24 protein-coding genes and 1 pseudogene are annotated in these 25,442 nt (G+C 70.8%); 17 read left to right on the top strand and 8 right to left on the bottom strand.

The annotated features are described in order from the left end of the window. Nucleotides 1–2 precede the first annotated feature (2 nt). Together tal and tkt are read right to left on the bottom strand one after the other, a co-directional pair. Entirely contained in the window at nt 3–1,121 is a 1,119-nt protein-coding gene (gene tal / locus ABZY45_RS05250) for a transaldolase (RefSeq protein ID WP_356736253.1), read from the bottom strand. A 34-nt stretch (nt 1,122–1,155) separates the two neighbouring features. Beyond that, nucleotides 1,156–3,243 carry a transketolase gene (tkt, locus tag ABZY45_RS05255; RefSeq protein ID WP_356736255.1) on the bottom strand — a complete coding sequence of 696 codons (2,088 nt, stop codon included), beginning with the start codon at nt 3,241–3,243 and terminating at the stop codon, nt 1,156–1,158. Nucleotides 3,244–3,535: 292 nt separating this feature from the next. Here tkt and ABZY45_RS05260 point away from each other — a divergent pair, with 292 nt between their 5' ends. Then, the gene (locus ABZY45_RS05260; protein ID WP_356736257.1) at nt 3,536–4,483 is read left to right on the top strand and encodes a heme o synthase; all 948 of its coding nucleotides are present in this window, start codon (nt 3,536–3,538) and stop codon (nt 4,481–4,483) included. A 99-nt stretch (nt 4,484–4,582) separates the two neighbouring features. Continuing rightward, nucleotides 4,583–4,945 carry a hypothetical protein gene (locus ABZY45_RS05265; RefSeq protein WP_356736259.1) on the top strand — a complete coding sequence of 121 codons (363 nt, stop codon included), beginning with the start codon at nt 4,583–4,585 and terminating at the stop codon, nt 4,943–4,945. Nucleotides 4,946–5,021: 76 nt separating this feature from the next. Here ABZY45_RS05265 and ABZY45_RS05270 read toward each other — a convergent pair whose 3' ends face one another. From ABZY45_RS05270 to ABZY45_RS05280, 3 genes are all read right to left on the bottom strand, one after another. Next, on the bottom strand, nt 5,022–6,002 hold the full coding sequence (locus ABZY45_RS05270; RefSeq protein ID WP_356736261.1) for a COX15/CtaA family protein: 981 nt from the start codon (nt 6,000–6,002) through the stop codon (nt 5,022–5,024). Nucleotides 6,003–6,163: 161 nt separating this feature from the next. Further along, entirely contained in the window at nt 6,164–6,931 is a 768-nt protein-coding gene (locus ABZY45_RS05275) for an ABC transporter permease (RefSeq protein WP_356736263.1), read from the bottom strand. After that, complete coding sequence (locus ABZY45_RS05280; RefSeq protein ID WP_356736265.1) at nt 6,928–7,854, bottom strand: ABC transporter ATP-binding protein; 927 nt, start codon at nt 7,852–7,854, stop codon at nt 6,928–6,930. Before ABZY45_RS05280 ends, ABZY45_RS05275 begins: the two co-directional genes overlap by 4 nt. 480 nt (nt 7,855–8,334) lie before the next feature. Here ABZY45_RS05280 and ABZY45_RS05285 point away from each other — a divergent pair, with 480 nt between their 5' ends. From ABZY45_RS05285 to ABZY45_RS05325, 9 genes are all read left to right on the top strand, one after another. Next, nucleotides 8,335–9,084, top strand: coding sequence for a metalloregulator ArsR/SmtB family transcription factor (locus ABZY45_RS05285; protein WP_356736267.1), 750 nt, complete (start codon nt 8,335–8,337; stop codon nt 9,082–9,084). Then, nucleotides 9,081–10,502 (top strand): Fe-S cluster assembly protein SufB, encoded by a 1,422-nt coding sequence (sufB, locus tag ABZY45_RS05290; protein WP_356736269.1) that lies wholly within the window; start codon nt 9,081–9,083, stop codon nt 10,500–10,502. Before ABZY45_RS05285 ends, sufB begins: the two co-directional genes overlap by 4 nt. A gap of 60 nt (nt 10,503–10,562) precedes the next feature. Then, entirely contained in the window at nt 10,563–11,744 is a 1,182-nt protein-coding gene (gene sufD / locus ABZY45_RS05295) for a Fe-S cluster assembly protein SufD (RefSeq protein ID WP_356736271.1), read from the top strand. Continuing rightward, nucleotides 11,744–12,061, top strand: coding sequence for a bifunctional 3-phenylpropionate/cinnamic acid dioxygenase ferredoxin subunit (locus tag ABZY45_RS05300; protein WP_018555702.1), 318 nt, complete (start codon nt 11,744–11,746; stop codon nt 12,059–12,061). Before sufD ends, ABZY45_RS05300 begins: the two co-directional genes overlap by 1 nt. Before the next feature lie 7 nt (nt 12,062–12,068). Next, nucleotides 12,069–12,860, top strand: a complete 792-nt coding sequence (sufC, locus tag ABZY45_RS05305) for a Fe-S cluster assembly ATPase SufC (RefSeq protein ID WP_356736273.1) — start codon at nt 12,069–12,071, stop codon at nt 12,858–12,860. Next, the gene (locus tag ABZY45_RS05310) at nt 12,857–14,125 is read left to right on the top strand and encodes a cysteine desulfurase (protein ID WP_356736275.1); all 1,269 of its coding nucleotides are present in this window, start codon (nt 12,857–12,859) and stop codon (nt 14,123–14,125) included. The genes sufC and ABZY45_RS05310 overlap by 4 nt, the downstream gene beginning before the upstream one ends. A gap of 26 nt (nt 14,126–14,151) precedes the next feature. Continuing rightward, a complete protein-coding gene (gene sufU / locus ABZY45_RS05315) occupies nt 14,152–14,607 on the top strand; it encodes a Fe-S cluster assembly sulfur transfer protein SufU (protein ID WP_356736277.1) in 456 nt (151 codons plus the stop codon). Further along, the gene (locus ABZY45_RS05320) at nt 14,604–14,942 is read left to right on the top strand and encodes a metal-sulfur cluster assembly factor (protein ID WP_093539690.1); all 339 of its coding nucleotides are present in this window, start codon (nt 14,604–14,606) and stop codon (nt 14,940–14,942) included. Before sufU ends, ABZY45_RS05320 begins: the two co-directional genes overlap by 4 nt. Before the next feature lie 196 nt (nt 14,943–15,138). Next, nucleotides 15,139–15,501 (top strand): VOC family protein, encoded by a 363-nt coding sequence (locus ABZY45_RS05325; protein WP_356736279.1) that lies wholly within the window; start codon nt 15,139–15,141, stop codon nt 15,499–15,501. Between the two features lie 53 nt (nt 15,502–15,554). Here the strand turns inward: ABZY45_RS05325 and ABZY45_RS05330 are convergent, their stop codons facing one another. Further along, complete coding sequence (locus ABZY45_RS05330) at nt 15,555–16,694, bottom strand: hypothetical protein (RefSeq protein ID WP_356736281.1); 1,140 nt, start codon at nt 16,692–16,694, stop codon at nt 15,555–15,557. Nucleotides 16,695–16,897: 203 nt separating this feature from the next. Continuing rightward, nucleotides 16,898–17,161 (bottom strand): annotated as a pseudogene (locus ABZY45_RS05335) (HxlR family transcriptional regulator); the annotation flags it as partial. Between the two features lie 83 nt (nt 17,162–17,244). On the opposite strand from ABZY45_RS05335, the gene dapD reads away from it, so the two are divergent. After that, nucleotides 17,245–18,243, top strand: coding sequence for a 2,3,4,5-tetrahydropyridine-2,6-dicarboxylate N-succinyltransferase (dapD, locus tag ABZY45_RS05340; protein ID WP_356736283.1), 999 nt, complete (start codon nt 17,245–17,247; stop codon nt 18,241–18,243). Here dapD and dapA read toward each other — a convergent pair. Continuing rightward, nucleotides 18,240–19,127 (bottom strand): 4-hydroxy-tetrahydrodipicolinate synthase, encoded by an 888-nt coding sequence (dapA, locus tag ABZY45_RS05345; RefSeq protein WP_356736285.1) that lies wholly within the window; start codon nt 19,125–19,127, stop codon nt 18,240–18,242. The two genes, dapD and dapA, sit on opposite strands and share 4 nt — an antisense overlap. Nucleotides 19,128–19,276: 149 nt before the next feature. On the opposite strand from dapA, the gene ABZY45_RS05350 reads away from it, so the two are divergent. The 5 genes from ABZY45_RS05350 to ABZY45_RS05370 all read left to right on the top strand — a co-directional run bounded on the left by ABZY45_RS05350 (nt 19,277) and on the right by ABZY45_RS05370 (nt 25,209). After that, a complete protein-coding gene (locus ABZY45_RS05350) occupies nt 19,277–19,918 on the top strand; it encodes a DUF4232 domain-containing protein (RefSeq protein ID WP_356736287.1) in 642 nt (213 codons plus the stop codon). Nucleotides 19,919–20,227: 309 nt separating this feature from the next. Beyond that, nucleotides 20,228–20,635: a YciI family protein gene (locus tag ABZY45_RS05355; protein WP_356736289.1), complete on the top strand. Its 408-nt coding sequence runs from the start codon at nt 20,228–20,230 to the stop codon at nt 20,633–20,635. Nucleotides 20,636–20,643: 8 nt separating this feature from the next. Continuing rightward, complete coding sequence (locus ABZY45_RS05360) at nt 20,644–21,816, top strand: DUF6596 domain-containing protein (RefSeq protein WP_356736608.1); 1,173 nt, start codon at nt 20,644–20,646, stop codon at nt 21,814–21,816. Between the two features lie 233 nt (nt 21,817–22,049). Beyond that, on the top strand, nt 22,050–23,531 hold the full coding sequence (locus ABZY45_RS05365) for a hypothetical protein (RefSeq protein ID WP_356736291.1): 1,482 nt from the start codon (nt 22,050–22,052) through the stop codon (nt 23,529–23,531). A 217-nt stretch (nt 23,532–23,748) separates the two neighbouring features. Further along, the gene (locus tag ABZY45_RS05370; protein WP_356736293.1) at nt 23,749–25,209 is read left to right on the top strand and encodes an alkaline phosphatase PhoX; all 1,461 of its coding nucleotides are present in this window, start codon (nt 23,749–23,751) and stop codon (nt 25,207–25,209) included. Nucleotides 25,210–25,442: the final 233 nt, after the last annotated feature.

The following is a 25,442-nucleotide window of genomic DNA, read 5'->3' on the forward strand; positions in this document are numbered from 1 at the left end:
GGTCAGCCCTCCGAAGGAGCGAGGCGCTTGAGCTCGGCCTCGGTCGAGTTGAGCAGGTCGATCCAGGCGGCCTCGAACTTCTCGACGCCCTCGTCCTCCAGCAGCTGGACGACGTCGTCGTAGCTGACCCCGAGCTCCTTGATCGCGGCGAGGTCGGCGCGGGCCTGGTCGTAACGTCCGGCAACGGTGTTGCCGGAGATCTCGCCGTGGTCGGCCACGGCTTCCAGCGTCGCCTCCGGCATGGTGTTCACCGTGTTGGGGGCGACGAGGTCGTCGACGTACAGGGTGTCCTTGAGGGACGGGTCCTTGACGCCGGTGGAGGCCCACAGCGGGCGCTGCTTGTTGGCCTGCGCCTTGTCCAGGGCGGCCCAGCGGTCGCCGCCGAAGACCTCCTCGTACGCCTCGTACGCCAGGCGGGCGTTGGCCAGGGCGGACTTGCCCTTGGCGGCCTTCGCCGCGTCGCTGCCGACGGCGTCCAGGCGCTTGTCGATCTCGGTGTCCACGCGGGACACGAAGAAGGAGGCCACCGAGTGGATCTTGGAGAGGTCGAGGCCGGCGGCCTTCGCCTTCTCCAGGCCCGCCAGGTAGGCGTCCATGACCTCGCGGTAGCGCTCCAGCGAGAAGATCAGCGTGACGTTGACGCTGATGCCCTTGCCGATGACCTCGGTGATCGCCGGCAGGCCGGCCTTGGTCGCCGGGATCTTGATGAGCGTGTTCGGCCGGTCCACCAGCCAGGCCAGCTGCTTGGCCTCGGCGACGGTGGCCGCGGTGTGGTGGGCCAGACGCGGGTCGACCTCGATGGAGACCCGGCCGTCCTGGCCGTCGGTGGCGTCGAAGACCGGACGCAGGATGTCGGCGGCGTCACGGACGTCCGCCGTCGTGATCATGCGGATGGCCTCGTCGACCGTGACCTTGCGGGTGGCGAGGTCCGTGAGCTGCTGGTCGTAACCGTGGCCCTGCGAGATCGCCTTCTGGAAGATCGACGGGTTGGTCGTGACACCCACGACGTGACTCTGGTCGATCAGCTCGGCGAGATTGCCGGAGGTGATCCGAGTGCGGGACAGGTCGTCGAGCCAGATCGCCACGCCCTCGTCGGAGAGGCGCTTGAGTGCGTCTGTCATGAGAATTACATCTCCTACTTGTCGTATGTCCGCGTCAGCGCGCAGCGGCGGCGAGAGATTCCCGGGCGGCTTCCGCGACGTGTGCGGCGGTGAAGCCGAACTCGCGGAAGAGGACCTTGGCGTCGGCGGAGGCACCGAAGTGCTCCAGCGAGACGATCCGGCCCGCGTCGCCCACGTACCGGTACCAGGTCAGGCCGATGCCCGCCTCCACGGCGACCCTGGCCTTCACGGCGGGCGGCAGCACGCTGTCCTTGTACGCCTGGTCCTGCTCCTCGAACCACTCGACACACGGCATCGAGACCACACGGGTCGGAACGCCGGCCGCCTGGAGCTCGTCGCGGGCCTCGACGGCCAGCTGGACCTCGGAACCGGTGGCGATGAGAACGGCCTTCGGCTCGCCGCCCTCGGCGTCGAAGAGCACATAGCCGCCCTTGGCCGCGTCCTCGTTCGCCGGGTAGGTGGGAACGCCCTGGCGAGTGAGCGCCAGACCGTGCGGAGCGCTCTTGCCGAAGTCCTTCTTGCCGCGCTTGAGGATCTCGCGCCACGCGATGGCCGTCTCGTTGGCATCGCCCGGACGGACGACGTTGAGGCCCGGGATGGCGCGCAGCGAGGCGAGGTGCTCGACCGGCTGGTGCGTCGGGCCGTCCTCGCCGAGACCGATCGAGTCGTGCGTCCAGACGTAGGTGACCGGCAGGTGCATCAGGGCCGACAGCCGGACGGCGTTGCGCATGTAGTCGGAGAACACCAGGAAGGTGCCGCCGTAGATGCGGGTGTTGCCGTGCAGCGCGATGCCGTTCATGGCCGCGGCCATGGAGTGCTCGCGGATGCCGAAGTGGATCGTCCGGCCGTACGGGTCGGCCTCGGGCAGCGGGTTGCCGACGGGGAGGAACGACGAGGTCTTGTCGATCGTGGTGTTGTTCGAGCCGGCCAGGTCGGCGGAGCCGCCCCACAGCTCGGGGATGACACCGCCGAGAGCCTGGAGGACCTTGCCGGACGCGGCACGCGTGGCGACGCCGTGCCCGGCCTCGAAGACCGGGAGGTGGTCCTCCCAGCCCGCGGGCAGCTCGCCCGCGGCGATGCGGTCGAAGTCCGCGGCGCGCTCCGGGTTCGCGGTGCGCCACGCGGCGAAGGACTTCTCCCACTCGGCCTTGGCCTCGCGGCCGCGGTCCAGGGCCTCACGGGTGTGCGCGATGACCTCGTCGGAGACCTCGAAGGTCTTCTCCGGGTCGAACCCGAGCACCCGCTTGGTGGCCGCGATCTCGTCGTCGCCGAGCGCCGAGCCGTGCGCGGCCTCGGTGTTCTGGGCGTTCGGGGCGGGCCAGGCGATGATGGAGCGGGCCGCGATGAAGGACGGGCGCTCCGTCTCGGCCTTGGCGGCCTGCAGCGCGCGGTACAGACCCTCGGGGTCCAGGTCGCCGCTGGGCAGCTGGTCCACGCGCTGGACGTGCCAGCCGTAGGACTCGTAACGCTTCAGGGTGTCCTCGGAGACCGCGGTCTCCGTGTCGCCCTCGATCGAGATGTGGTTGTCGTCCCACAGCAGCACCAGGTTGCCGAGCTTCTGGTGACCGGCCAGCGAGGACGCCTCGGCGGAGATGCCCTCCTGGAGGCAGCCGTCCCCGGCGACGACCCAGACCATGTGGTCGAACGGGGAGGTGCCGGGGGCCGCCTGCGGGTCGAAGAGACCACGCTCGTAGCGGGCGGCCATCGCCATGCCCACGGCGTTGGCGACACCCTGGCCCAGCGGGCCCGTCGTCGTCTCGACACCGGTGGTGTGGCCGTACTCGGGGTGACCCGGGGTCTTCGAGCCCCAGGTGCGGAAGGCCTTGAGGTCGTCCAGCTCCAGGCCGTACCCGGCGAGGTAGAGCTGGATGTACAGCGTCAGGCTGGAGTGGCCCGCGGAGAGTACGAACCGGTCCCGGCCGGTCCAGTCGGCGTCGGCCGGATCGTGCCGCATCACCTTCTGGAAGAGGGTGTACGCGGCGGGAGCCAGGCTCATCGCCGTACCCGGGTGGCCGTTTCCGACCTTCTGTACGGCGTCCGCGGCGAGGACGCGGACGGTGTCCACGGCCCGCTGGTCCAATTCGGTCCACTGGAGGTCTGTGGTGGTCGGCTTGGTGCTCACCCTGAGTCAGGGCTCCTCTCCACTGTTCGTAAACCGGTGACTGGTTACCGCACCGGGCATTGTCGAGCCTACCCCCGACGGAAGGCCCTACTTCTGCCCTTTCCACAGTGCGGGCGACCTGCGGACTTCGCCTCCCGTATGAGCGCTCCCGTTCACTTCTGCGCCACCCCAACACGAGCCCACCCCCGCGAAGGGCGGCGTATGCCCAACGTCTACAGTGGTCTGGTTCGCGCAAGTCTTTACCGGGTCTTCATGCCCGGAGCTTGCTGGGATTTCTCTGTCAGGGGTGTGCGTGACGGCCGTCGAGTCCCGACCCGCAGGGGTCGCCTTGACTCCGAGCCCGGCGGGCCAGCGCCCGTTCGGCGCCCGCATCAAGGCATTTGTGGCTCTTACCAAGCCGCGCATCATCGAGCTGCTGCTGATCACCACCGTTCCGGTGATGTTCCTGGCCGCTCAGGGCGTGCCCGATCTTTGGCTCGTGGTCACCACCACCATCGGCGGATATCTCTCCGCGGGCGGTGCCAATGCGCTCAACATGTATATCGACCGTGACATCGACGCGCTGATGGACCGCACGTCGCAGCGGCCTCTCGTCACCGGCATGGTGAGCCCGCGTGAGTGCCTGGCCTTCGGAATCGCGCTCGGGGTGATTTCCACGGTCTGGTTCGGGCTGCTCGTCAACTGGCTCTCCGCGGCGCTCGCGCTGGGCGCACTTCTGTTCTACGTCGTCATCTACACGATGCTGCTGAAGCGCCGCACCTCGCAGAACATCGTCTGGGGCGGAATCGCCGGCTGTATGCCCGTACTCATCGGCTGGTCCGCCGTGACCAATTCGATGAGCTGGGCCGCGGTCATTCTTTTCGCCGTCATCTTCTTCTGGACGCCGCCGCACTACTGGCCTCTGTCGATGAAGGTCAAGGAGGACTACGCCCGGGTCGGCGTCCCGATGCTCCCGGTCGTGGCCTCCAATCGGGTGGTGGCCCGCCAGATCGTGATCTACAGCTGGGTGATGGTCGCGGTCTCGCTCCTGCTGACCCCGCTGGGCTACACCGGCTGGTTCTACACGCTGGTGGCGCTGCTGACCGGTGGCTTCTGGCTCTGGGAGGCGCACGGCCTCCAGAACCGGGCGAAGGCCGGGGTCACCGGCGCCAAGCTCAAGGAGATGCGGCTGTTCCACTGGTCGATCACCTACGTGTCGCTCCTCTTCGTCGCCGTCGCGGTGGACCCCTTCCTGAGGTAGTCCGCACGCACCGGAGCTCCGCCGACGGGCGGGGGACGTGGCCCACGCCACGTCCCCCGCCCGTCGCCCGTTGTTCTACCCGTCGGTAGCATCCTGTCCATGGCAGAGACGGCAGAGGCTCAGACCCAGCAGACGGACGACAGCAGGCACGCGGCCCGCGCGGAGCGCAGGGCGGCGAAGCTCGCCAAGCAGATCGGCGCCTTCGCCGCCGCGCACGGCGGTGCCGAGGGGCAGCTCGCCTACATCGGTCAGACGGGCACCCGCATCGTGCTGGTCGGCGAGGACGGCGGCTGGGGCGATCTGGTGGCGCCCTCCTACGCCGTCGCCGAGAGCGCCGTGCGGAAGGCCGGCATCACGATGCACGAGGACTTCGACGGGGAGTTCGCGGCCAAGGTCCGCACCGGCCCGTACGAGTGGTCCCGGATGGCCGGGATCCAGGTCGGCGGCCCCTCCAACGGCTGAGCCCGCGCACAGGCGCGCGACGGCCTCGGCCCCCCACCCGTCCGGGTGGGGGGCCGAGGCCGTCGCGCGTGCCGGATCAGACCGCCGGAGCGTGCTCCTGCTGCTGCCCGGAGGCCGGGGCGGGCACGGGGGCCCCGGCGGCCGGACGCTCGCGCAGCGACAGCAGCAGGCGCAGCACCGCGATCCACATCAGGGAGGAGCCGAGCATGTGCAGGCCCACCAGGATCTCCGGCACGTCGTTGAAGTACTGGACGTAGCCGATCCCGCCCTGCGCCACGAGCACGAACAGCAGGTCCCGGGCGCGCGCCCGGGTGTCGACGGGGGCGTCGACGACGCGCAGGGCGAACCACATCGCGAGGGCCAGGGCGCAGACGACCCAGGCGGCGACCGCGTGCACGTGCGCCGCGGCGCTCCAGTCCCACGGCATGCGCGGTACGTCGCTGCTGTCCCCGGCGTGCTTGCCGGAACCGGTCACGGTGGTGCCGAGGGCGATCAGGACGACCGTGGTGGCGACGAGGGCCCAGGCCAGCCGGCGTACGGGAAGAGGGGCGCGCGGGCGCGGAGCTCCGTCGCCCTCGCCGATCCGCACCCAGGTGAGGACGGCCACGGTGAGCAGGCCGTTGGCGAGCATGAAGTGCCCGGCGACCGACCACGGGTTGAGGCCCGCCCAGACCGTGATCCCGCCGATGACGGCGTTCCCCATCACGATCCAGAACTGGAGCCAGGCGATCCGCGTGAGGCCGCGCCGCCGGGGCTTCAGGGAACGCGCCGCGATGATCGCCCAGCCGACCGCGGCCGACAGCACATACGTCAGCATCCGGTTGCCGAACTCGATGGCCCCGTGCAGGCCCTGCTCGGGGGTGGCGAAGAGGCTGTCGTCGGTGCACTTGGGCCAGGTGTCGCAGCCCAGACCGGAACCGGTCAGCCGGACCGCGCCGCCGGTGACGATGATGAAAACGCTCATCACGACCGCGGAGAGCGCGGCTCGCTTGGCCGTCCTCATCGACGGTGTCCAGCGCTTGGCGATGTAGGAGAGGGGGGTTTCCACGCGCACCATCGTAGGCAACGGCTTGTGCATGTTTTCACGAGGGGTGGCCATTCCCGGATGAGCTGGGACATCGGCGATGCACCGCCGCGCCCGCTCGGCGGGGAGGGGGCGCCCTGTCCGCCCGCGCCCGCGCACGCCTGCTCAGCGGAGACGCGGCCGCCCGCGACCGCTCACTCCCAGCGGAAGAACTTCGCCGCGGCTCCCAGCCCCAGCACCGCCCAGACCGTGAGGATCGCCACGTCGCCCCAGGGCATCGCGGCGCCGTGCTGGAGGACGTCCCTGAGCCCGTCGGAGAGGGCCGCGATCGGAAGCAGGCCCAGGACGGACTGTGCCGCGTCCGGGAACTTGTCCAGCGGCACGACGACCCCTCCGCCGACCAGCAGCAGCAGGAAGACGAGGTTGGCCGCCGCCAGGGTGGCCTCGGCCTTCAGCGTGCCCGCCATCAGCAGCCCGAGCCCGGAGAAGGCCACGGTGCCCAGCACGAGGAGCAGCAGCACGGCGAACGGACTGCCCTCGGGCGACCAGCCCAGCGCGAAGGCGATCACCGTCAGCAGGACGATCTGCAGCACCTCGGTGACCAGGACCGAGAGTGTCTTCGCGGCCATCAGGCCCCAGCGGGGCAGCGGCGAGGCGCCCAGCCGCTTGAGCACCCCGTAGCGCCGCTCGAAGCCGGTGGCGATCGCCTGGCCCGTGAAAGCCGTGGACATCACGGCGAGCGCGAGGATGCCGGGCGTCAGGAAGTCGACCGGCTCACCCGCGCCCGTGTCCACGATGTCGACCGCGCTGAACAGCACGAGCAGCAGCGTCGGGATGACCACCGTCAGCAGCAGCTGTTCGCCGTTGCGCAGGAGCATCCGCGTCTCCAGCGCGGCCTGTGCGGCGATCATGCGGGGCAGCGGGGCGGCGCCCGGCCGGGGGGTGTACGTACCGGCGCTCATGCGCGCAGCTCCTTGCCGGTCAGCTCGAGGAAGACGTCCTCGAGGGTGTGGCGTTCCACCGAGATCCCGTCGGGCATCACGCCGTGCTGGGCGCACCAGGAGGTGACCGTCGCCAGCAGTTCCGGGTCGATCTGCCCCGTGATCCGGTACGCGCCGCTGGTGAGCTCTGCCGCCTCGCTGCCGTCGGGCAGCGCCTTCAGCAGCGAACCGAGGTCCAGGCCCGGGCGGCCGGTGAAGCGCAGGGTGTTCTCGGCGCCGCCCCGGCACAACTGCTCGGGGCTGCCCTGGGCGATGACCCGGCCGGCGTCGATGACGGCCACGTCGTCGGCGAGCTGCTCGGCCTCGTCCATGAAGTGGGTGGTGAGCACGACCGACACGCCGTCGGCCCGCAGCTCACGGACCAGGTCCCAGGTGGAGCGCCGGGCCTGCGGGTCGAGGCCCGCCGTCGGCTCGTCGAGGAAGACCAGCTCGGGGCGGCCGACGACGGCCATGGCCAGGGCCAGGCGCTGCTGCTGCCCGCCGGAGAGCCTGCGGTAGGTGGTCCGGCCGCAGCCGCCGAGCCCGAGGCGCTCGATGAGCGCCCCGACGTCCAGCGGCCGGGCGTGCAGCTTCGCCATGTGGCGCAGCATCTCCTCGGCGCGGGCGCCGGAGTACACACCGCCGGACTGGAGCATGACGCCGATGCGCGGGCGGAGCCGCGCGGCGTCGGTGACGGGGTCCAGGCCGAGGACCCGTACGGTGCCCTCGTCGGGACGGCGGTAGCCCTCGAAGGTCTCGATCGTGGTGGTCTTGCCGGCTCCGTTGGGGCCGAGGACCGCGGTCACCGCGCCCGCCGCGACCTTCAGATCGAGGCCGCTCACCGCCGTCTTGTTGCCGTACCGCTTGACAAGGCCCCTGGCCTGTACGACGGGCTCGCTGCTCATGGCGGGCAAGTCTAGGCGGGGGAGCGCGACCGCCCCGCAGGAGGGCACCCTCACGGAGCGCGGGACGGGGGCGCGCGGCGCCATGGCTCGAGGCGCGGCACGCGGGCGCGGGAGCGGGGATCCGGCCAATCCCGCCGTGCCCGCCTGGCGGACGGCACCCACGGGATCGAGCTGGGCTTCGCGGAGCGGAGGGCAGGACGCTCGTGAACGCGATCAGGGTCACCGGGCGACCCGGCCTCGCGGCCGACCGTGGCCCGCGGCGCGCCCACGGCCGGCCCCCGGTGGATGTCCTCCCGGGGCCGGCCCCGTCGCGCGCGGGGGCGGCGGCGCCCGCGCCCGCCGGGGGCCCTTGACCTGCGGGGGCACCGCGGTGATCGACATTTCCGCAGGTCAACTTAGGTTCACCTAAGTGATGCAGCGCACCGTGGCGGGACCGGAGGCGGGTTGTCACGCCCGAAGGAATTACGCAACAATGGCGTTGTGAAATACGTTGGCGAGGCTCCTCAGGAGGAACTCGCGACCGGTGAGCGCTCGACGCGCAACCGGGTCGCGCGCTCCATCCTGGACCACGGCCCCTCCACCGTCGCCGATCTGGCCAAGCGGGTCGGCCTGACCCAGGCGGCCGTCCGGCGGCACCTGGACGCCCTCGTCTCCGACGACGTGGTCGAGGCCCGTGAGCAGCGGGTCTACGGGGCACGGACCCGTGGCCGCCCGGCCAAGGTGTTCGCCCTCACCGACTGCGGCCGGGACGCCTTCGACCAGTCCTACGACAAGCTCGCCGCCGACGCGCTGCGCTGGATCGCCGAGACGGCGGGGGACGAGGCGCTCGTCGCCTTCGCCCGCGCCAGGATGGCCGCCCAGTCCGAGTCCTACCGCGCTGTGGTCGAGGCGGCGGCCCCCGAGGGGCGTACCGAGGCACTGGCCAAGGCCTTGTCCGCCGACGGGTACGCTGCTACGGCGCGCAGCGCGCCGGCCCCTCAGCAGGGCGAGCAGCTGTGTCAGCACCACTGCCCGGTGGCCCACGTCGCCGAGCAGTTCCCGCAGCTGTGCGAGGCGGAGACGGAATTCTTCTCCAGCCTGCTCGGGACCCATGTGCAGCGTCTCGCCACCCTCGCCCACGGTGACGGTGTGTGCACGACGTTCGTTCCGCGCAGCAGCCCCGCAGCGCCACAGGCTTCACAGACCACCCATTCAGCATCTGCAAGCACGGCCGGGAGGAACCCCGCATGACGCTCCCCACGGAGACTGCCCACCCTGAGCTCGAGGGTCTGGGTACGTACGAATTCGGCTGGGCCGACTCCGACGCGGCAGGCGCGGCGGCGAAGCGCGGCCTGTCCGAAGCTGTCGTCCGCGACATCTCGGAGAAGAAGAACGAACCGGAGTGGATGCTGAAGCTCCGGCTCAAGGGCCTGAAGCTGTTCGACAAGAAGCCCATGCCGAACTGGGGCTCCGACCTGTCGGGCATCGACTTCGACAACATCAAGTACTTCGTGCGGTCCACGGAGAAGCAGGCGGAGTCCTGGGAGGACCTGCCCGAGGACATCAAGAACACGTACGACAAGCTCGGCATCCCGGAGGCGGAGAAGCAGCGCCTGGTCGCCGGTGTCGCCGCGCAGTACGAGTCCGAGGTGGTCTACCACCAGATCAACGAGGAGCTCGAGGCGCAGGGTGTCATCTTCATGGACACCGACACCGCGCTGAAGGAGCACCCCGAGCTCTTCAAGGAGTACTTCGGCACCGTCATCCCCGTCGGTGACAACAAGTTCGCCTCGCTGAACTCCGCCGTGTGGTCCGGTGGCTCCTTCATCTACGTGCCGAAGGGTGTGCACGTCGAGATCCCGCTCCAGGCCTACTTCCGTATCAACACGGAGAACATGGGCCAGTTCGAGCGGACGCTGATCATCGTCGACGAGGACGCCTACGTCCACTACGTCGAGGGCTGCACCGCGCCGATCTACTCGTCGGACTCGCTGCACTCCGCGGTCGTCGAGATCATCGTGAAGAAGGGCGGCCGCTGCCGCTACACGACCATCCAGAACTGGTCGAACAACGTCTACAACCTGGTCACCAAGCGCGCCGTGGCGTACGAGGGCGCGACCATGGAGTGGGTCGACGGCAACATCGGCTCCAAGGTCACCATGAAGTACCCGGCCGTCTACCTGATGGGCGAGCACGCCAAGGGCGAGACCCTGTCCATCGCCTTCGCGGGCGAGGGCCAGCACCAGGACGCCGGCGCCAAGATGGTCCACATGGCTCCGAACACCTCCTCCAACATCGTCTCCAAGTCGGTGGCGCGAGGCGGTGGCCGCACCTCCTACCGCGGTCTCATCGAGATCGGCGAGGGTGCGCCGGGTGCCAAGTCCAACGTGCTGTGCGACGCGCTGCTCGTGGACACCATCTCCCGCTCGGACACCTACCCGTACGTCGACGTCCGCGAGGACGACGTGTCGATGGGTCACGAGGCGACCGTCTCCAAGGTCTCCGAGGACCAGCTCTTCTACCTGATGAGCCGCGGCATGACCGAGTTCGAGGCCATGGCGATGATCGTGCGCGGCTTCGTCGAGCCGATCGCCAAGGAGCTGCCCATGGAGTACGCCCTGGAGCTCAACCGGCTGATCGAGCTGCAGATGGAGGGTTCGGTCGGCTAGTACGCCCGCCGACCGCGTCCCGAAGAGTTCTTGACTGAGAAAGCGAGCACTACGACAGCCATGGCTGAGGCTCAGAACATCCCGGCCGGTTCGACGACCGCCGGTTCCATCGCGGTGGCGGCCGAGTCCACCGTCGCCACGCGCATGAGCGCGCCCCCGTCCTTCGACGTCGCGGACTTCCCGGTCCCGCACGGCCGCGAGGAGGAGTGGCGGTTCACGCCGCTGGAGCGGCTGCGCGGCCTGCACGACGGCACCGCCGTCGCCACCGGTGACGGTGTCAAGGTCGTCGTAGAGGCGCCCGCGGGCGTCACGGTCGAGACCGTCGGCCGCGACGACGCGCGGCTCGGCAAGGCCGGGAAGCCGGTGGACCGGGTCGCCGCCCAGGCGTACTCGTCCTTCCAGCAGGCCTCGGTCGTCACGGTCGCCAAGGAGGCCGTGCTCAGCGAGCCGGTCCGGATCACCGTGCACGGCGAGGGCGGCGTGGCCTACGGCCACCAGGTCATCGAGCTGGGCGCCTTCGCCGAGGCAGTCGTCGTCATCGACCACACCGGTGACGCCGTGCTCGCGGCCAACGTCGAATACGTCCTGGGCGACGGTGCCAAGCTGACCGTCGTCTCCGTCCAGGACTGGGACGACACGGCGGTCCACGTCGGCCAGCACAACGCGCTGGTCGGCCGCGACGCCTCCTTCAAGTCCATCATCGTGACGTTCGGCGGGGACCTCGTCCGTCTCCACCCTCGCGTCGCGTACGCGGCCCCCGGCGGCGAGGCCGAGCTCTTCGGCCTGTACTTCACCGACAAGGGCCAGCACCAGGAGCACCGTCTCCTGGTCGACCACAACACGCCGCACTGCAAGTCCAACGCCGTGTACAAGGGCGCGCTCCAGGGCGACGACGCCCACGCCGTCTGGATCGGTGACGTGCTCATCCAGGCCGCGGCCGAGGGCACCGACACCTACGAGATGAACCGCAACCTGGTTCTCACCGACGGCGCCCGGGTCGACTCCGTACCGAACCTGGAGATCGAGACCGGCGAGATCGTCGGCGCCGGCCACGCCTCGGCGACCGGCCGCTTCGACGACGAGCAGCTGTTCTACCTGCAGTCCCGCGGTATCCCGGCCGAGGAGGCCCGCCGACTCGTCGTGCGCGGCTTCTTCGCCGAGCTGGTCCAGCAGATCGGTCTGCCCGACGTCGAAGCCCGTCTCCTCGACAAGATCGAGACCGAGCTGAAGGCGTCGGTTTGATGGCCTTCGTCAAAGCCTGTGCGCTGAGCGAGCTGGAGGACGACACCCCCAAGAGGGTGGAGCTCGACGGCACGCCGGTCTCCGTCGTCCGCACCGAGGGCGAGGTGTTCGCGATCAACGACATCTGCTCGCACGCGAACGTCTCGCTGTCGGAGGGCGAGGTGGAGGACTGCTCGATCGAGTGCTGGCTGCACGGATCGAGCTTCGACCTCCGCACCGGCAAGCCGTCCGGTCTTCCCGCGACGCGCCCCGTCCCCGTATACCCCGTCAAGATCGAAGGGGACGATGTGCTCGTCTCCGTCACCCAGGAGTCCTGAGTCACCCATGGCAACGCTTGAAATCCGCGACCTGCACGTCTCCGTCGAGGCCGACAACGCCACGAAGGAGATCCTCAAGGGCGTCGACCTGACCGTGAAGCAGGGCGAGACGCACGCCATCATGGGCCCCAACGGGTCCGGCAAGTCCACCCTCGCGTACTCGCTCGCGGGTCACCCCAAGTACACGATCACGAGTGGCACGGTGACCCTGGACGGCGAGGACGTCCTGGAGATGTCCGTCGACGAGCGCGCCCGCGCGGGCCTGTTCCTCGCCATGCAGTACCCGGTCGAGATCCCCGGCGTCTCGGTCTCCAACTTCCTGCGCACCTCCGCCACCGCCGTCCGCGGCGAGGCCCCCAAGCTGCGGACGTGGGTGAAGGAGGTCAAGGAGACGATGGCCGAGCTCCAGATGGACCCGTCCTTCGCCGAGCGCAACGTCAACGAGGGCTTCTCCGGCGGTGAGAAGAAGCGCCACGAGATCCTCCAGCTGGAGCTCCTCAAGCCGAAGGTCGCCATCCTCGACGAGACCGACTCCGGTCTCGACGTCGACGCCCTGCGCGTCGTATCCGAGGGCGTCAACCGGGTCCGTGAGAGCGGTGAGGTCGGCACCCTGCTGATCACGCACTACACGCGCATCCTCCGCTACATCAAGCCCGACTTCGTGCACGTCTTCGCCAACGGCCGCATCGCCGAGTCCGGCGGCGCCGAGCTCGCCGACAAGCTGGAGAACGAGGGCTACGAGGCATACGTGAAGGGTGGCCCCGTGAGCGGAGCGAACTCAGGAGGTACGGTCGCGTGACTGACGCCCGACAGGGGCTCTCCGGCCTCCTCGACACCGAGGCGATCCGCAAGGACTTCCCGATCCTGGACCGCACGGTCCACGACGGCAAGAAGATCGTGTACCTGGACAGCGCTGCGACCTCGCAGAAGCCGCGCCAGGTCCTCGACGCGCTCAACCAGTACTACGAGCGGCACAACGCCAACGTCCACCGCGGTGTCTACACGATCGCGGAGGAGGCGACCGCGCTGTACGAAGGCGCTCGCGACAAGGTCGCGGCCTTCATCAACGCACCCAGCCGCAACGAGGTGATCTTCACCAAGAACGCCTCGGAGTCGCTCAACCTCGTCGCGAACATGCTCGGCTGGGCGGACGAGCCCTACCGGGTCGACAGTGACACCGAGATCGTCACCACCGAGATGGAGCACCACTCCAACATCGTGCCGTGGCAGCTGCTCTCGCAGCGCACCGGCGCGAAGCTGAAGTGGTTCGGCATCACGGACGACGGCCGCCTGGACCTGTCCAACATCGACGAGATCATCACGGAGAAGACGAAGATCGTCTCCTTCACGCTGGTCTCCAACATCATGGGCACGATCAACCCGGTCGAGAAGATCATCCGCCGTGCCCAGCAGGTCGGCGCGCTGGTCTGCATCGACGCCTCGCAGGCGGCCCCGCACATGGTGCTCGACGTGCAGGCGCTGCAGGCCGACTTCGTGGCCTTCACCGGCCACAAGATGGTCGGCCCGACGGGCATCGGCGTGCTCTGGGGACGGCAGGAACTCCTCGAGGACCTGCCGCCGTTCCTCGGCGGCGGCGAGATGATCGAGACCGTGTCGATGCACTCGTCGACGTACGCGCCGGCCCCGCACAAGTTCGAGGCGGGTACGCCTCCGATCGCCCAGGCGGTCGGCCTCGGCGCCGCGGTGGACTACCTCACCTCGATCGGCATGGAGAACATCCACCGCCACGAGGAGGCCATCACCCGGTACGCGGTACAGCGGCTCCTGGAGGTCCCCGACCTGCGGATCATCGGTCCGTCCACGGCCGAGGACCGCGGGGCGACGATCTCCTTCACGCTCGGCGACATCCACCCCCACGACGTGGGCCAGGTACTCGACGAGCTGGGCATCGCCGTCCGGGTCGGACACCACTGCGCACGGCCGGTCTGCCTGCGCTACGGAATTCCCGCGACCACGCGAGCGTCGTTCTATCTGTACTCCACGCCCGCCGAGGTCGACGCCCTGGTGGACGGCCTGGAGCACGTGCGGAACTTTTTCGGTTAGATGGCAGAGCGGCTGAGGGTTGACTGGTGAAGCTTGAATCCATGTACCAGGAAGTGATCCTGGACCACTACAAGCACCCCCACGGGCGTGGCCTGCGGGACGGCGACGCCGAGGTGCACCACGTCAACCCGACGTGCGGCGACGAGATCACGCTCCGCGTGAAGTACGACGGCGAGACGATCGCCGACGTCAGTTACGAGGGCCAGGGCTGCTCCATCAGCCAGGCGAGCGCCTCGGTGCTCAACGAGCTGCTCGTCGGCAAGGAACTAGGGGACGCGCAGAAGATCCAGGAGACCTTCCTGGAGCTGATGCAGTCCAAGGGCCAGCTGGAGCCGGACGACGCGATGGAGGAGGTGCTGGAGGACGCCGTCGCGTTCGCCGGCGTCTCCAAGTACCCGGCCCGGGTCAAGTGCGCGCTGCTGAGCTGGATGGCGTGGAAGGACGCGACGGCGAAGGCGCTGTCCGAAGGGAAGACGGCATGAGCGACAACGAGACTCTGACCACCAAGCCGGCCTCCGAGGAGGAGGTCCGCGAGGCGCTGTACGACGTGGTCGACCCCGAGCTGGGGATCGACGTCGTCAACCTGGGCCTGATCTACGGCATCCACATCGACGACGCCAACATCGCCACCCTCGACATGACGCTGACGTCCGCGGCCTGCCCGCTGACCGACGTGATCGAGGACCAGGCGAAGTCCGCGACCGACGGCATCGTCAACGAGCTGCGGATCAACTGGGTCTGGATGCCGCCGTGGGGCCCGGACAAGATCACCGACGACGGCCGTGAGCAGCTTCGCGCCCTCGGTTTCAACGTCTGACCCCTGATGTCCAGGACGGCCCCCGGCACACGCCGGGGGCCGTCCTGCGTATCCGCCCCGTGTGCCGGACGTCGGCCCGGGGTGCCGGACCGTGTCCCTCGCATCGCTCCACCGCGCCCCGGCGGCCGACGGGTTCCCAGGGTCACGGCCCCGCCGCGAGTGACAACGGCGGCGCCCGCCGGGCAGACTGGCGGGCATGGCCGTTCGTATGTATCAACTCACCGTGGACACCCACGACCTGCCCTCGCTCGCCCGCTTCTGGTGTGCGGTGCTGGACTGGAAGGTGCTGTTCGAGGACGAGGAGGAAATCGTCATCGGGGCCGACGCGTCCGCGCTGCCCGGCATGTGCTTCGTCCCCGTGCCGGATGCGAAGACCGTCAAGACCCGGCTCCACATCGACCTGGCGCCCGACGACCAGGACGCCGAGGTGGAGCGGATCCTGGGGCTCGGGGCGCGGCGCGTCGACATCGGGCAGGGCGAGACCACCTGGGTCGTGCTGGCCGACCCCGAGGGGAACGAGTTCTGCGTGCTCAGCCCGAAGAACTCGCTGGTGGACTGAGCTCCTGACGCCCCGTGAGCCCCGGACCTCGCGCGGGACCCACGGGAGGACGGTCAGAGGTGGGCGCCGCCGGACGGCGGCGGGCTCTGCGGCGGCGGGCCGGCTGCCTCGGCCAGTACCGGCCCCAGGTTCTCCGTCCGTATCCGCCGGTCCACGTACAGCAGCCCCACCACCAGCTGCGGGAACGTCGTCGAGATGATCTGGCTCACGAGCTGCCCGAGCAGCGTCGCCACCAGGTAGCCGCTGACGGCGACCAGCACGGCGGCGGTGCTCGGGTCGTCGCCCATCGACGACGTCCCGATCACGCCGGGGAACATCCCGAGGATGGAGAACGGCATCTGGATGACGTAACCCGCCGCTGCCGCCATCGCACCGGCGAGCAGGGTGATGCCGAAGATCCGCCACCAGTCGCCCCGCACCAGCTGGGACGAACGCCGCAGCGCCGCCAGGGGCCCCTGCCCCTCGAAGACCACGACCGCCGGTGCCAGGCAGAACTTGATCCAGAGCCAGACCGCCAGCGGCCCGGTCAGCAGCGCGCCGAGCACGCCGAGCCCGATCGCGGTGGCGGCGCCGGCACCCCCGCTCTCCATGGTGAGGAGGCTGACCATCACCGCGATGAAGGCGACCATCAGCAGGATCACGGGGACGACCGCGATCAGCGCGGTGAGCAGCACGGTGCCGATCACCGGGGTGACCCGGGACCAGGCCCTGCGCCACACCGTGCCGAAGGAGACGGGCCTGCCCAGGACCGCCTCCTGGAGCACGGCCGGCACCGCCGCGTACATAAGCCCGGAGACGAGCGCCATGACGGCGATGCCGAGCAGCAGCAGGACGGCGCCCGAGACCACGAGCGGCACGATGTCGGAGGACGCCGCCTCCTCCTCGTAGTTGAGCGAGACAACCCGCTCCAGGTGGTCGGCGACGGCGGAGTAGGCGACCGCGACCGCCGCCACCATCAGCAGCGCGGCGCCGCCGTAGAGGACGGCGGCCATGCCGAACAGCTGTTTCCAGTACCGGCCCATCGTCGAGAAGGCCCCGCCCAGCAGGTCTCCCAGCTTCAGCGGGGCGAGCGGTATCACCCCTGGCTTCGGCGGCGGCACCCAGCCGCCCCATCCCGGCGGCACCCCGTAAGGACTGCCCCCGTACGGTGCGCCCCCGTAGGCGCCCCCGCCCCACCCTGCGTCCTGCGCCACTACCACTCCGTTGTTCGTATCGTCCGGTCATCGGTCCAGCCGGTCCGGACACCGTAGCGTCCCCGGACGGACCCGAACCCTGCCCCTGCTGGTCCGAGGGCGGGGCGGGCCTTGTGTACGGGTGTACGCAACGATGCGTACACCCGTACGCGTGCGATACGAACTGCCGGCCGGGGGCGCGGCCGGGTCCGGCAGCTGAACCGTCAGTCGGCGCCCCGGCGTACGGCTGCCAGGGCGGCCCCCACGCCCGCGTCGATGTCCGTGATCGGGTACAGCGCCTCGACGACGGTCCGGTCCCGGTCCACCACCAGTGTCAGCCGCTTCAGCCGGCTGACACCGGCCGCGCGGAACGTGGCCGGCCGGTCGCGATAGGTGCACGACTCGAGGGTGCAGCCGCTCGCACCCGGGATCGCGGCCCACCCCGGCGGATAGGAGTCCCGCCGCGCGTAGGCGCCGGGGAAGCAGTACTGGCGGCGCGGCCGGTGCGGAGACCCTCCCGGACGCTGAGACCGGTTCGCCCGCGCGGGGCCCGGGCGGTTAGGTTTTGGTCATGACCGACACGACTTCCCAGGGTTCCGCCCGCACCACCGGCGCCGTCGCCGCCGGCCTCGCCACCATCGCCGGTGACGGCACCGTCCTCGACACCTGGTTCCCCGCCCCCGAGCTCGCCGCCGAGCCCGGCCCGGCCGGGACCCAGCGCCTCAGCCCCGAGGAGGCGGTGAACCGTCTCGGCGAGGGCGCGGCCAGGGCCATCGGTGTGGACGCGCGCCGCGGGGTGGAGATCGTCGCCGTGTCCACGGTCATCTCCTCCCTCGACGACAAGCCGCTCGACGCGCACGACACCTACCTGCGCCTGCACCTGCTCTCGCACCGGCTCGTCCAGCCCCACGGCCAGAACCTCGACGGCATCTTCGGCTTCCTCGCCAACGTCGCCTGGACCTCGCTGGGGCCGGTGGCCGTCGACGACCTGGAGAAGGTCCGGCTCAACGCCCGTGCCGAGGGCCTGCACCTCCAGGTCACCTCCGTGGACAAGTTCCCCCGGATGACGGACTACGTCGCGCCCAAGGGTGTGCGCATCGCCGACGCCGACCGGGTCCGGCTCGGGGCGCACCTGGCCTCGGGCACGACCGTGATGCACGAGGGCTTCGTGAACTTCAACGCGGGCACCCTCGGTACCTCCATGGTCGAGGGCCGCATCTCCGCGGGTGTCGTCGTCGGCGACGGCTCCGACATCGGCGGCGGCGCGTCCACGATGGGCACGCTGTCCGGCGGAGGCAAGGAGCGCATCGTCATCGGTCAGCGCTGCCTGATCGGCGCCGAGGCCGGTATCGGGATCGCGCTGGGCGACGAGTGCGTGGTCGAGGCCGGGCTTTACGTCACGGCCGGCACCCGCGTCACGATGCCCGACGGGCAGGTGGTCAAGGCCCGCGAACTCTCCGGAGCCTCGAACATCCTCTTCCGCCGCAACTCGGTCACCGGTGCCGTCGAGGCCCGCCCGAACAACGCGGTCTGGGACGGGCTCAACGACATCCTGCACAGTCACAACTAAGCGGTGGCCGCGAGGAGTTCCTCGTAGATCCCGCGCAGCCCGCCGACCGTCTCCCGGTCGGCGGGCTGTAGCGGTTCGCGGACCGGGCCCGCGTCGAGCAGCGCCTTCGCGGTGACCGTGCCGGGCAGGCCCGATGACATCATCGCCTCGACCAGGGCCGCGGTGAGCCCGTTCAGGCGGGCGGCCTCCGTGGTGTCACCGGCGTCGAACGCGTCCAGGACGGCCCGCATGCGGCGCGGGACCACGTTGGCGACCGTACTGACGTAACCCGACCCGCCCAGCGCGTACAGCGGCAGGTTCAGCTCCTCGCAGCCCGAGTAGTAGGCCAGTGAGGTCCGCGCCATCACCTTCGTCGCCGCGAGCAGGTCGTACGAGCAGTCCTTGACCGCGACGACGCGCGGGTGCTCCGCGAGGCGCAGCAGGGTGTCCGGTTCGATCCGTGTGCCGGTGCGGCCGGGGATGTCGTAGAGCATCAGCGGGACGCCCGTGGCCTCCGCGATCCGCAGGAAGTGGGCCTCCACGGCTGCCTGCGGGGGGCGGCTGTAGTACGGCGTCACCACGAGGAGCCCGTCGGCGCCCGCCTCCTCGGCCTCCCGTGCCAGCCGCACCGTGTGGCGGGTGTCGGAACTGCCGACGCCGGCGAGGAGCGGGACCGAGCCGCCGACCGCCTCACGGACCGCCCGGAGCAGTGCGGTCTTCTCCTCGTCCGTCGTGGTCGGGGACTCACCCGTGGTGCCGCTGAGCACGAGGCCGTCGCAGCCGTCCGCGACGAGCCCGGAGGCGTGCAGGCGGGCGGCGTCCAGATCCAGCTCACCCGCGGCGGTGAACGGCGTGATCATGGCGCAGAGGGCGCGGCCGAAGGGCTTGGCCGTGTGGGATGTCATCTCCGCAGTCTCGGCGCCCGGTCCGTGCGGGTCCACTTAGATCTGCTCGGGGTGACGGCCAAGAGATGCTGAACTGTCGTACCGGACGGCCGCGTCTGACATGATCGAACTGATGGGCGACGGGCCGTTCCAGGGGTGGGGCACACGGTATGCGCGTACGGAAGACGATCCCGGCCGCCGTGCTCACGGTGACCGCACTGAGCCTCTCCGGCTGCGCCGGCTTCCTGGTGCCCGCGGGGGAGGGGGAACCGGGCCCCGCGAAGAGCCCCGCCGTCACTGCGCGGCCCACGCCCTCCGCCGTGGTCCCGGACGCCGGGGACACGGCTGACGCACCCGCCCAGGGCGCCCCGGACCCCGTGGAGCCGGTCGGTGACTGCCCCGCGGCGGGGGTGACCGTGGACATGGGTGAGGTCCAGACGGCGATGTTCCACCGCGCGGTCGTGCTCACCCTGACCAACTGCGGGAAGAAGCCGTACCGCGTCCACGGCTATCCCTCCGTCCGCGCGCTGGGCGAGAACGGCGAGCGTCTCGCCGTCCCGGTGAACGCGGGCGCGTCGATGTTCGGCGACGACGAGGGACCCGAGGGGATCATGCTGAAGCCGGGCGGGACGGTCCGGTCCACCCTGGCCTGGGTCTCCACCGAGGAGGGCGGAGACCTCATCGAGGGGGACGCCCTGGCGATCGCCGCGGCCCCGGACGCGGGCGCGCGCGTCTTCCCGCTGGAGGGCCACGACCTGCGCCTGATGGACGAGCTGAACACGACAGCCTGGCGCACGAGCACGACGGGATGACGGGCTGAGGGAGGAGGGGTTGATGGGCCGACGGGCCACGGAACCGGGCGCGGCTGAGCGCGTACGACGCGGCGCTCCTGTCCTCGGGCGGCACACCACCGCCGCCCGGCCGCGCGTGTCCGGCCGGTGCCGGCCTTCGAAGCTCGCGCCCGCGTGCCAGGGTGTGGACCGGACCCCGCGAGACGGCTCACCCGAACCTGTCCGCGCACGTCCGGAAAAAATTCCGGACGCGATGTCGAGAACCGGTGACCGGCTCCGTCCCCGCAACGAAAGCGACCACGAAGGGTCGCACCGGCGAGGAGAGACACCATGGCCAAGTACCTGATGCTCAAGCACTACCGCGGCGCCCCGGCCGCGGCCAACGACGTGCCGATGGAGCGGTGGACACCCGAGGAGATCTCGGCGCACATGCGGTACATGCACGACTTCGCGGCCCGGCTGGAGAAGAGCGGCGAGTTCGTCGACGGCCAGGCGCTCGCCCCCGAGGGGATGTGGGTCCGGTACGACGGTGAGGGGCGCCCGCCGGTCACCGACGGCCCGTTCGCCGAGACCAAGGACCTCATCGCCGGATGGATGGTGATCGACGTCGACAGCCAGGAGCGCGCCGTCGAACTGGCCGGGGAACTGTCGGCCGCCCCGGGGGCGGGCGGGAAGCCGATCCACGAGTGGCTCGAACTGCGGCCCTTCCTGTCGGCGCCGCCCACCGTCACGGAGTGACCTCACCGATGGACGAGGCCCTGCTCCGCAGCCTCATTCCGGGCGTCATCGCCGTCCTCGTCCGCCGCGGAGCCGACTTCGCGGCGGCCGAGGACGCCGTCCAGGACGCGCTGGTGGAGGCGCTCCGCGTCCGGTCGGCCGGGCCCTCCTCGGGCGAACTGCCCGGGGAGCCCGTCCGGGACCCCAAGGGCTGGCTGATCACCGTCGCCTGGCGCCGGTTCCTCGACGCCACCCGGGCGGATGCCGCCCGGCGCCGGCGTGAGGACCGCCTCGACGAGGAGCCGGCGCCCGGCCCCGCGGCGGCGGTGGACGACACGCTCCAGCTCTACTTCCTGTGCGCCCATCCGTCGCTCACGCCCTCGTCCGCGGTCGCGCTCACGCTGCGGGCCGTCGGCGGGCTGACCACCCGCCAGATCGCCCAGGCCTATCTGGTGCCCGAGGCGACCATGGCGCAGCGCATCAGCCGGGCCAAGCGCACCGTCTCCGGTGTGCGCCTCGGCCGGCCCGGCGACGTGGCCACCGTGCTGCGCGTCCTCTACCTGGTCTTCAACGAGGGATACTCCGGCGACGTCGACCTCGCCGCCGAGGCCATCCGGCTCACCCGGCAGCTCGCGGCCCGGGTCGACCACCCCGAGGCTGCGGGGCTGCTCGCCCTCATGCTGCTCCACCACGCCCGGCGTGCCGCACGGACCGCGCCGGACGGCAGCCTCGTACCGCTCGCCGAGCAGGACCGCGGCCGGTGGGACACAGGCGCGATCGCCGAGGGCGTCACGATCCTCCAGACGGCCCTCGCCCGCGACCGGCTGGGCGAGTTCCAGGCCCAGGCCGCCATCGCGGCCCTCCACGCCGACGCGCCCACCGCCGGGGAGACGGACTGGGTGCAGATCGTCGAGTGGTACGACGAACTCACGCGTCTGACCGGCAACCCCGTCGTCCGGCTCAACCGCGCGGTGGCCGTCGGCGAGGCAGACGGTCCGCGCGCCGGGCTTGCGGCCCTCGCGGAGCTGGACGCGTCACTGCCCCGCCACAGCGCGGTGGCGGCCTACCTCCACGAGCGCGACGGCGACCTGGCGAGGGCGGCACGGCTGTACGCCGAGGCGGCTCACAAGGCGCACGACCTCGCCGAGCGCGACCACCTGACCCGCCAGGCCGCCCGGCTCAACGCCCGTCTGTCCCGCTGACGTTGGGTACCAGGGCGCTTGCCTGCCGTTTCCGCCGACGGTGGGCGTGACCCGTGCGCGAGCGGCGGCGGAGTCCGGGGCCCGAGCCCTCGCGCGCGGCCCCGTGGCCGGCCTGTGCGAGAACGGGCGGCTCGGGACGAAATGCGGTCTAGGCTGGGGCCGCGGCCGAGGACCCCGTACGCGCCGGTCCGGCCCCGCACACAGCCCGCGCACGCCCCGAGGAGAACCCCCTGATGTCCGCAGAGCGCCCCTCCCTGCCGCCGGTGCGGCTGCACTCCGAGGCCGAGCTGGCACGGGACGCGCTGGCCGCTCCGCTGCTCGTCCGCGCCGTCCGCCTCGCCCGCTGGGCCGGGCCCGGGACACGTGTCGGCGCCGGCGGCGAACTCGTCGAGGCCCAACTTCCCGCGGCGGCCGAGCACCTCGGACTCGCCGACGACGAGGACGGTGCCGCGTACGCGAGCGAGGCGTGGCGCCTCGCCGTCGACACCGGGCTCGTCGACGTGGAGGACCCGCAGGACGAGGACGGTCTGGACGAGACCGCGGGCGACGACGCCGAGGGGACCGCCACCGCCGGGGAGAATCTCGCCCTGCTCACGTCAGGATCCCCGCAGGACGTCCTCGCGATCTGGCTCGACGGTCTGGACGCCGTGCACGCGGACGCCACCGCCCCGGCCTTCGACGACTTCGCCGACCTCATCGGCGAGGACGGCAGCGTCGACTTCGACGCCCTGGACTGGGACCCGGAGGCGGAGGCCGAATTCCTCGACGGGGTGCTCGCCAACCTCTACCTGCTGACCGTCTCGGAGGCGGGCCCCGCCGACGCGCCGGTACCGTTGCCCGCCCTCGCCGCGTCCGTGGTGGTGCCCGAGGACATGGGCGAGCCCACCGACGACGTCCTGGAACAGGTGTCGGAGGCCATGATGCGGCTGGACGACCAGTTCCGGGTGCTCGAACCCATCGGGATCGTCGAATACCAACCGGTGGACGAGTCGTTGCTCACCGAGGAGGGCGACGAGGCCACTCCGCCCGCCGACGACGAGGACGTCACCCGCTACGGCCTGGTGAAGCTGACTCCGCTCGGCCTCTACGGCATCCGGGAGCGGATGCTGGAGGCAGGGGTGGACGCGCCCGCCGTCGGCGACCTCGCCGACAAGGGAGCCGACGCGCTCCTCGACGGCATCGCCTACTACCCCGAGGAGGCCGCGCGCTCCGAGGTCGGGTTGTGGCTCGCCCGGCGCGGCGCCGCAGGCGCCGAGACCGCTGCCGCCGAACTCCTGGGCGCCGCACGCGGCGCGGACCGGCGCGCCCCGCTGCGCAGGCTCCACTGCCAGCAGGCCCTCGCCCTGGTCGGGCCGGAGGCGGAGCCCGCCGTGCGCGCCGTGCTCGGCGACCCCGAACTCGGCGGGCTGGCGCGCGTCTGGCTCGTGGAGCGCGGTGCGGGGGACGTGCCGGCGCCTCCCGAGTCGATGATCTTCTGGCTCGCCGTGGACACGATCGCCGCCCAACTGGACGCCGACGGCGATCTGGACGAGCTCCAGGAGCTGGTGGAGGGGCTCTCCGGCCAGCACAGCGGCTTCTTCGACGAGGCATGGCGGGTCGAGCACCCCGCGACGTCCGAGGTGCTGGAGGCGGTGGGCCGGCTGCACCGTGACCGGAAGATCGCGAAGGAGGCCCGTAAGGCCGCCTTCAAGGCCCGTTCGCGCGCCAAGGACTGAGGCGCGGAGGACCGGGAGACGGACGGGGAGGCTTTTCGGCCAGGCGCGGTACGCCGCGCCCGGCCGGAACCTCGCAGGGTGGCGGGGTTTGTCCCTGATCGCCGGAGGGCTTGATCAGAGAGCCCGCTCGGCGTCGTACGTCGTTCAACTGCTGTTGGTCCTGGGGAGGGAGCGTGATCACGCCAACCACCCGGCCACGTACCACCAGGAGTCCGCGATGTCAGTCACGCGCAGGGAATTCACCAGACAGTCAGCCCTCACCGGGGCCGGCATCGCCCTCACCGGCGCCGTCGGCGCACTGGCCACCGCCCCCGGCGCCCTTGCCGCGGAGGACGCCCGCCACGGTCACGGCAACGGTCACGGTCACGGCGAGGGGCACGGCAAGGAGCTGGGCTACGGCCCGCTGATCCCCGACCCCGACGGGATCCTCGCGCTGCCCGCCGGATTCTCGTACCGCGTCCTCACCCACAGCGGTGTCACCAAGCTGGAGACCGGCGAGCCGACCCCCTCCAACCATGACGGCACCGCCGCCTTCGAGGGGCCCCGCGGTGTCACCCTCCTCGTCAACAACCACGAGCTGAGCGGTACCCGCGCCGGCTGGCAGTACCCGGTCCCGCTCACGGAGGGACTCGTCTACGACCCGGTCGCGGCCGGCGGCTGCACCGTCGTGGAGACGCGCCGTGACGGCCGTACCGCCGAGTGGGTCGGCATCGCCGGTACGTCCACCAACTGCGCGGGCGGCAGCACCGAGTGGGGCACCTGGCTCACCTGCGAGGAGACCGAGGACAAGGCCGGCAAGAACGGCCTCCTCAAGGACCACGGCTACGTCTTCGAGGTCGACCCGTACGACAAGCGCGCCAACCGCGACCCGCGCCCCATCAAGGCCTTCGGCCGTTACGCCCACGAGGCCGTCGTCATCGACCCGAAGCAGGGTCACGCCTACCTGACCGAGGACGCGTCCGGCCCCAACGGCCTGCTCTACCGCTGGGTTCCCCCGAAGGGCTTCAAGCACGGCCGCGGCAAGCTGCGCACCCTCGCCGACGACGCCGGTGTCCTCCAGGCCACCAAGTGCTTCGACAAGAAGGGCGCGTTCGTCGACGACCTGTCCCGTGCCACCGAGATCGGCACCGTCTACGGCGTGGACTGGGTCGACGTGCCCGACCGCGACGCGAAGACCGTCTCCGTGCGCAAGCAGTTCACCGACGGCCAGGTCACCCGCGCCCGCAAGCTCGAAGGCATGTGGTGGGGAGACGGCGGCGCCTACTTCGTCTCCTCGTTCGCCCGGGACGAGAGCCCCGTGGCGCACGACGGCCAGGTCTGGTTCTACGACCCCAAGCGCCGCACGATCACCCTGAAGGTCCTCCTCGGCGTCAACCCGGACCCGTCCGTGGACGGCGCCCTCGACGGCCCGGACAACATCACCGTCTCGCCCTACGGCGGCATCGTCATCTCCGAGGACGGCAACGGCATCCAGCACCTCTTCGGGGCGACCGACAGCGGCCGCACCTACCCGATCGCTCGCAACGAACTGAACGACGGAACGGAGGAGGACCCCTCCTACAGCGAGTTGACCGGGGTGACCTTCTCGCCCGACGGAAAGACGCTGTTCGCCAACATCCAGACCCCGGGCATCATGCTCGCCATCACGGGTCCGTGGAAGCGACAGCCCAACAAGTGACGAAACCCGCGCGGTGCCGGGGGAGGAAAATCCCTCGCCCGCCGCGCGGTCTCTCTTCTATGGTCATGGCCATGCACCTCCCGGTGCGAAGGCAGCGGCTACTTCCTTTTCCGAAATCACGCCGCAGCCGTCCTGACCTCGGGAGGCACGAGCGCCGGGGTGCCCGGTGCGCAGGCGACGGTTACTTCCTGATGCGAGGGTTGCGGGTTCGAGTCCCGCCCGGCCCCGGCCGG

The organism is Streptomyces sp. NPDC006516 (assembly GCF_040611875.1).
Taxonomy (GTDB): Bacteria; Actinomycetota; Actinomycetes; order Streptomycetales; family Streptomycetaceae; genus Streptomyces.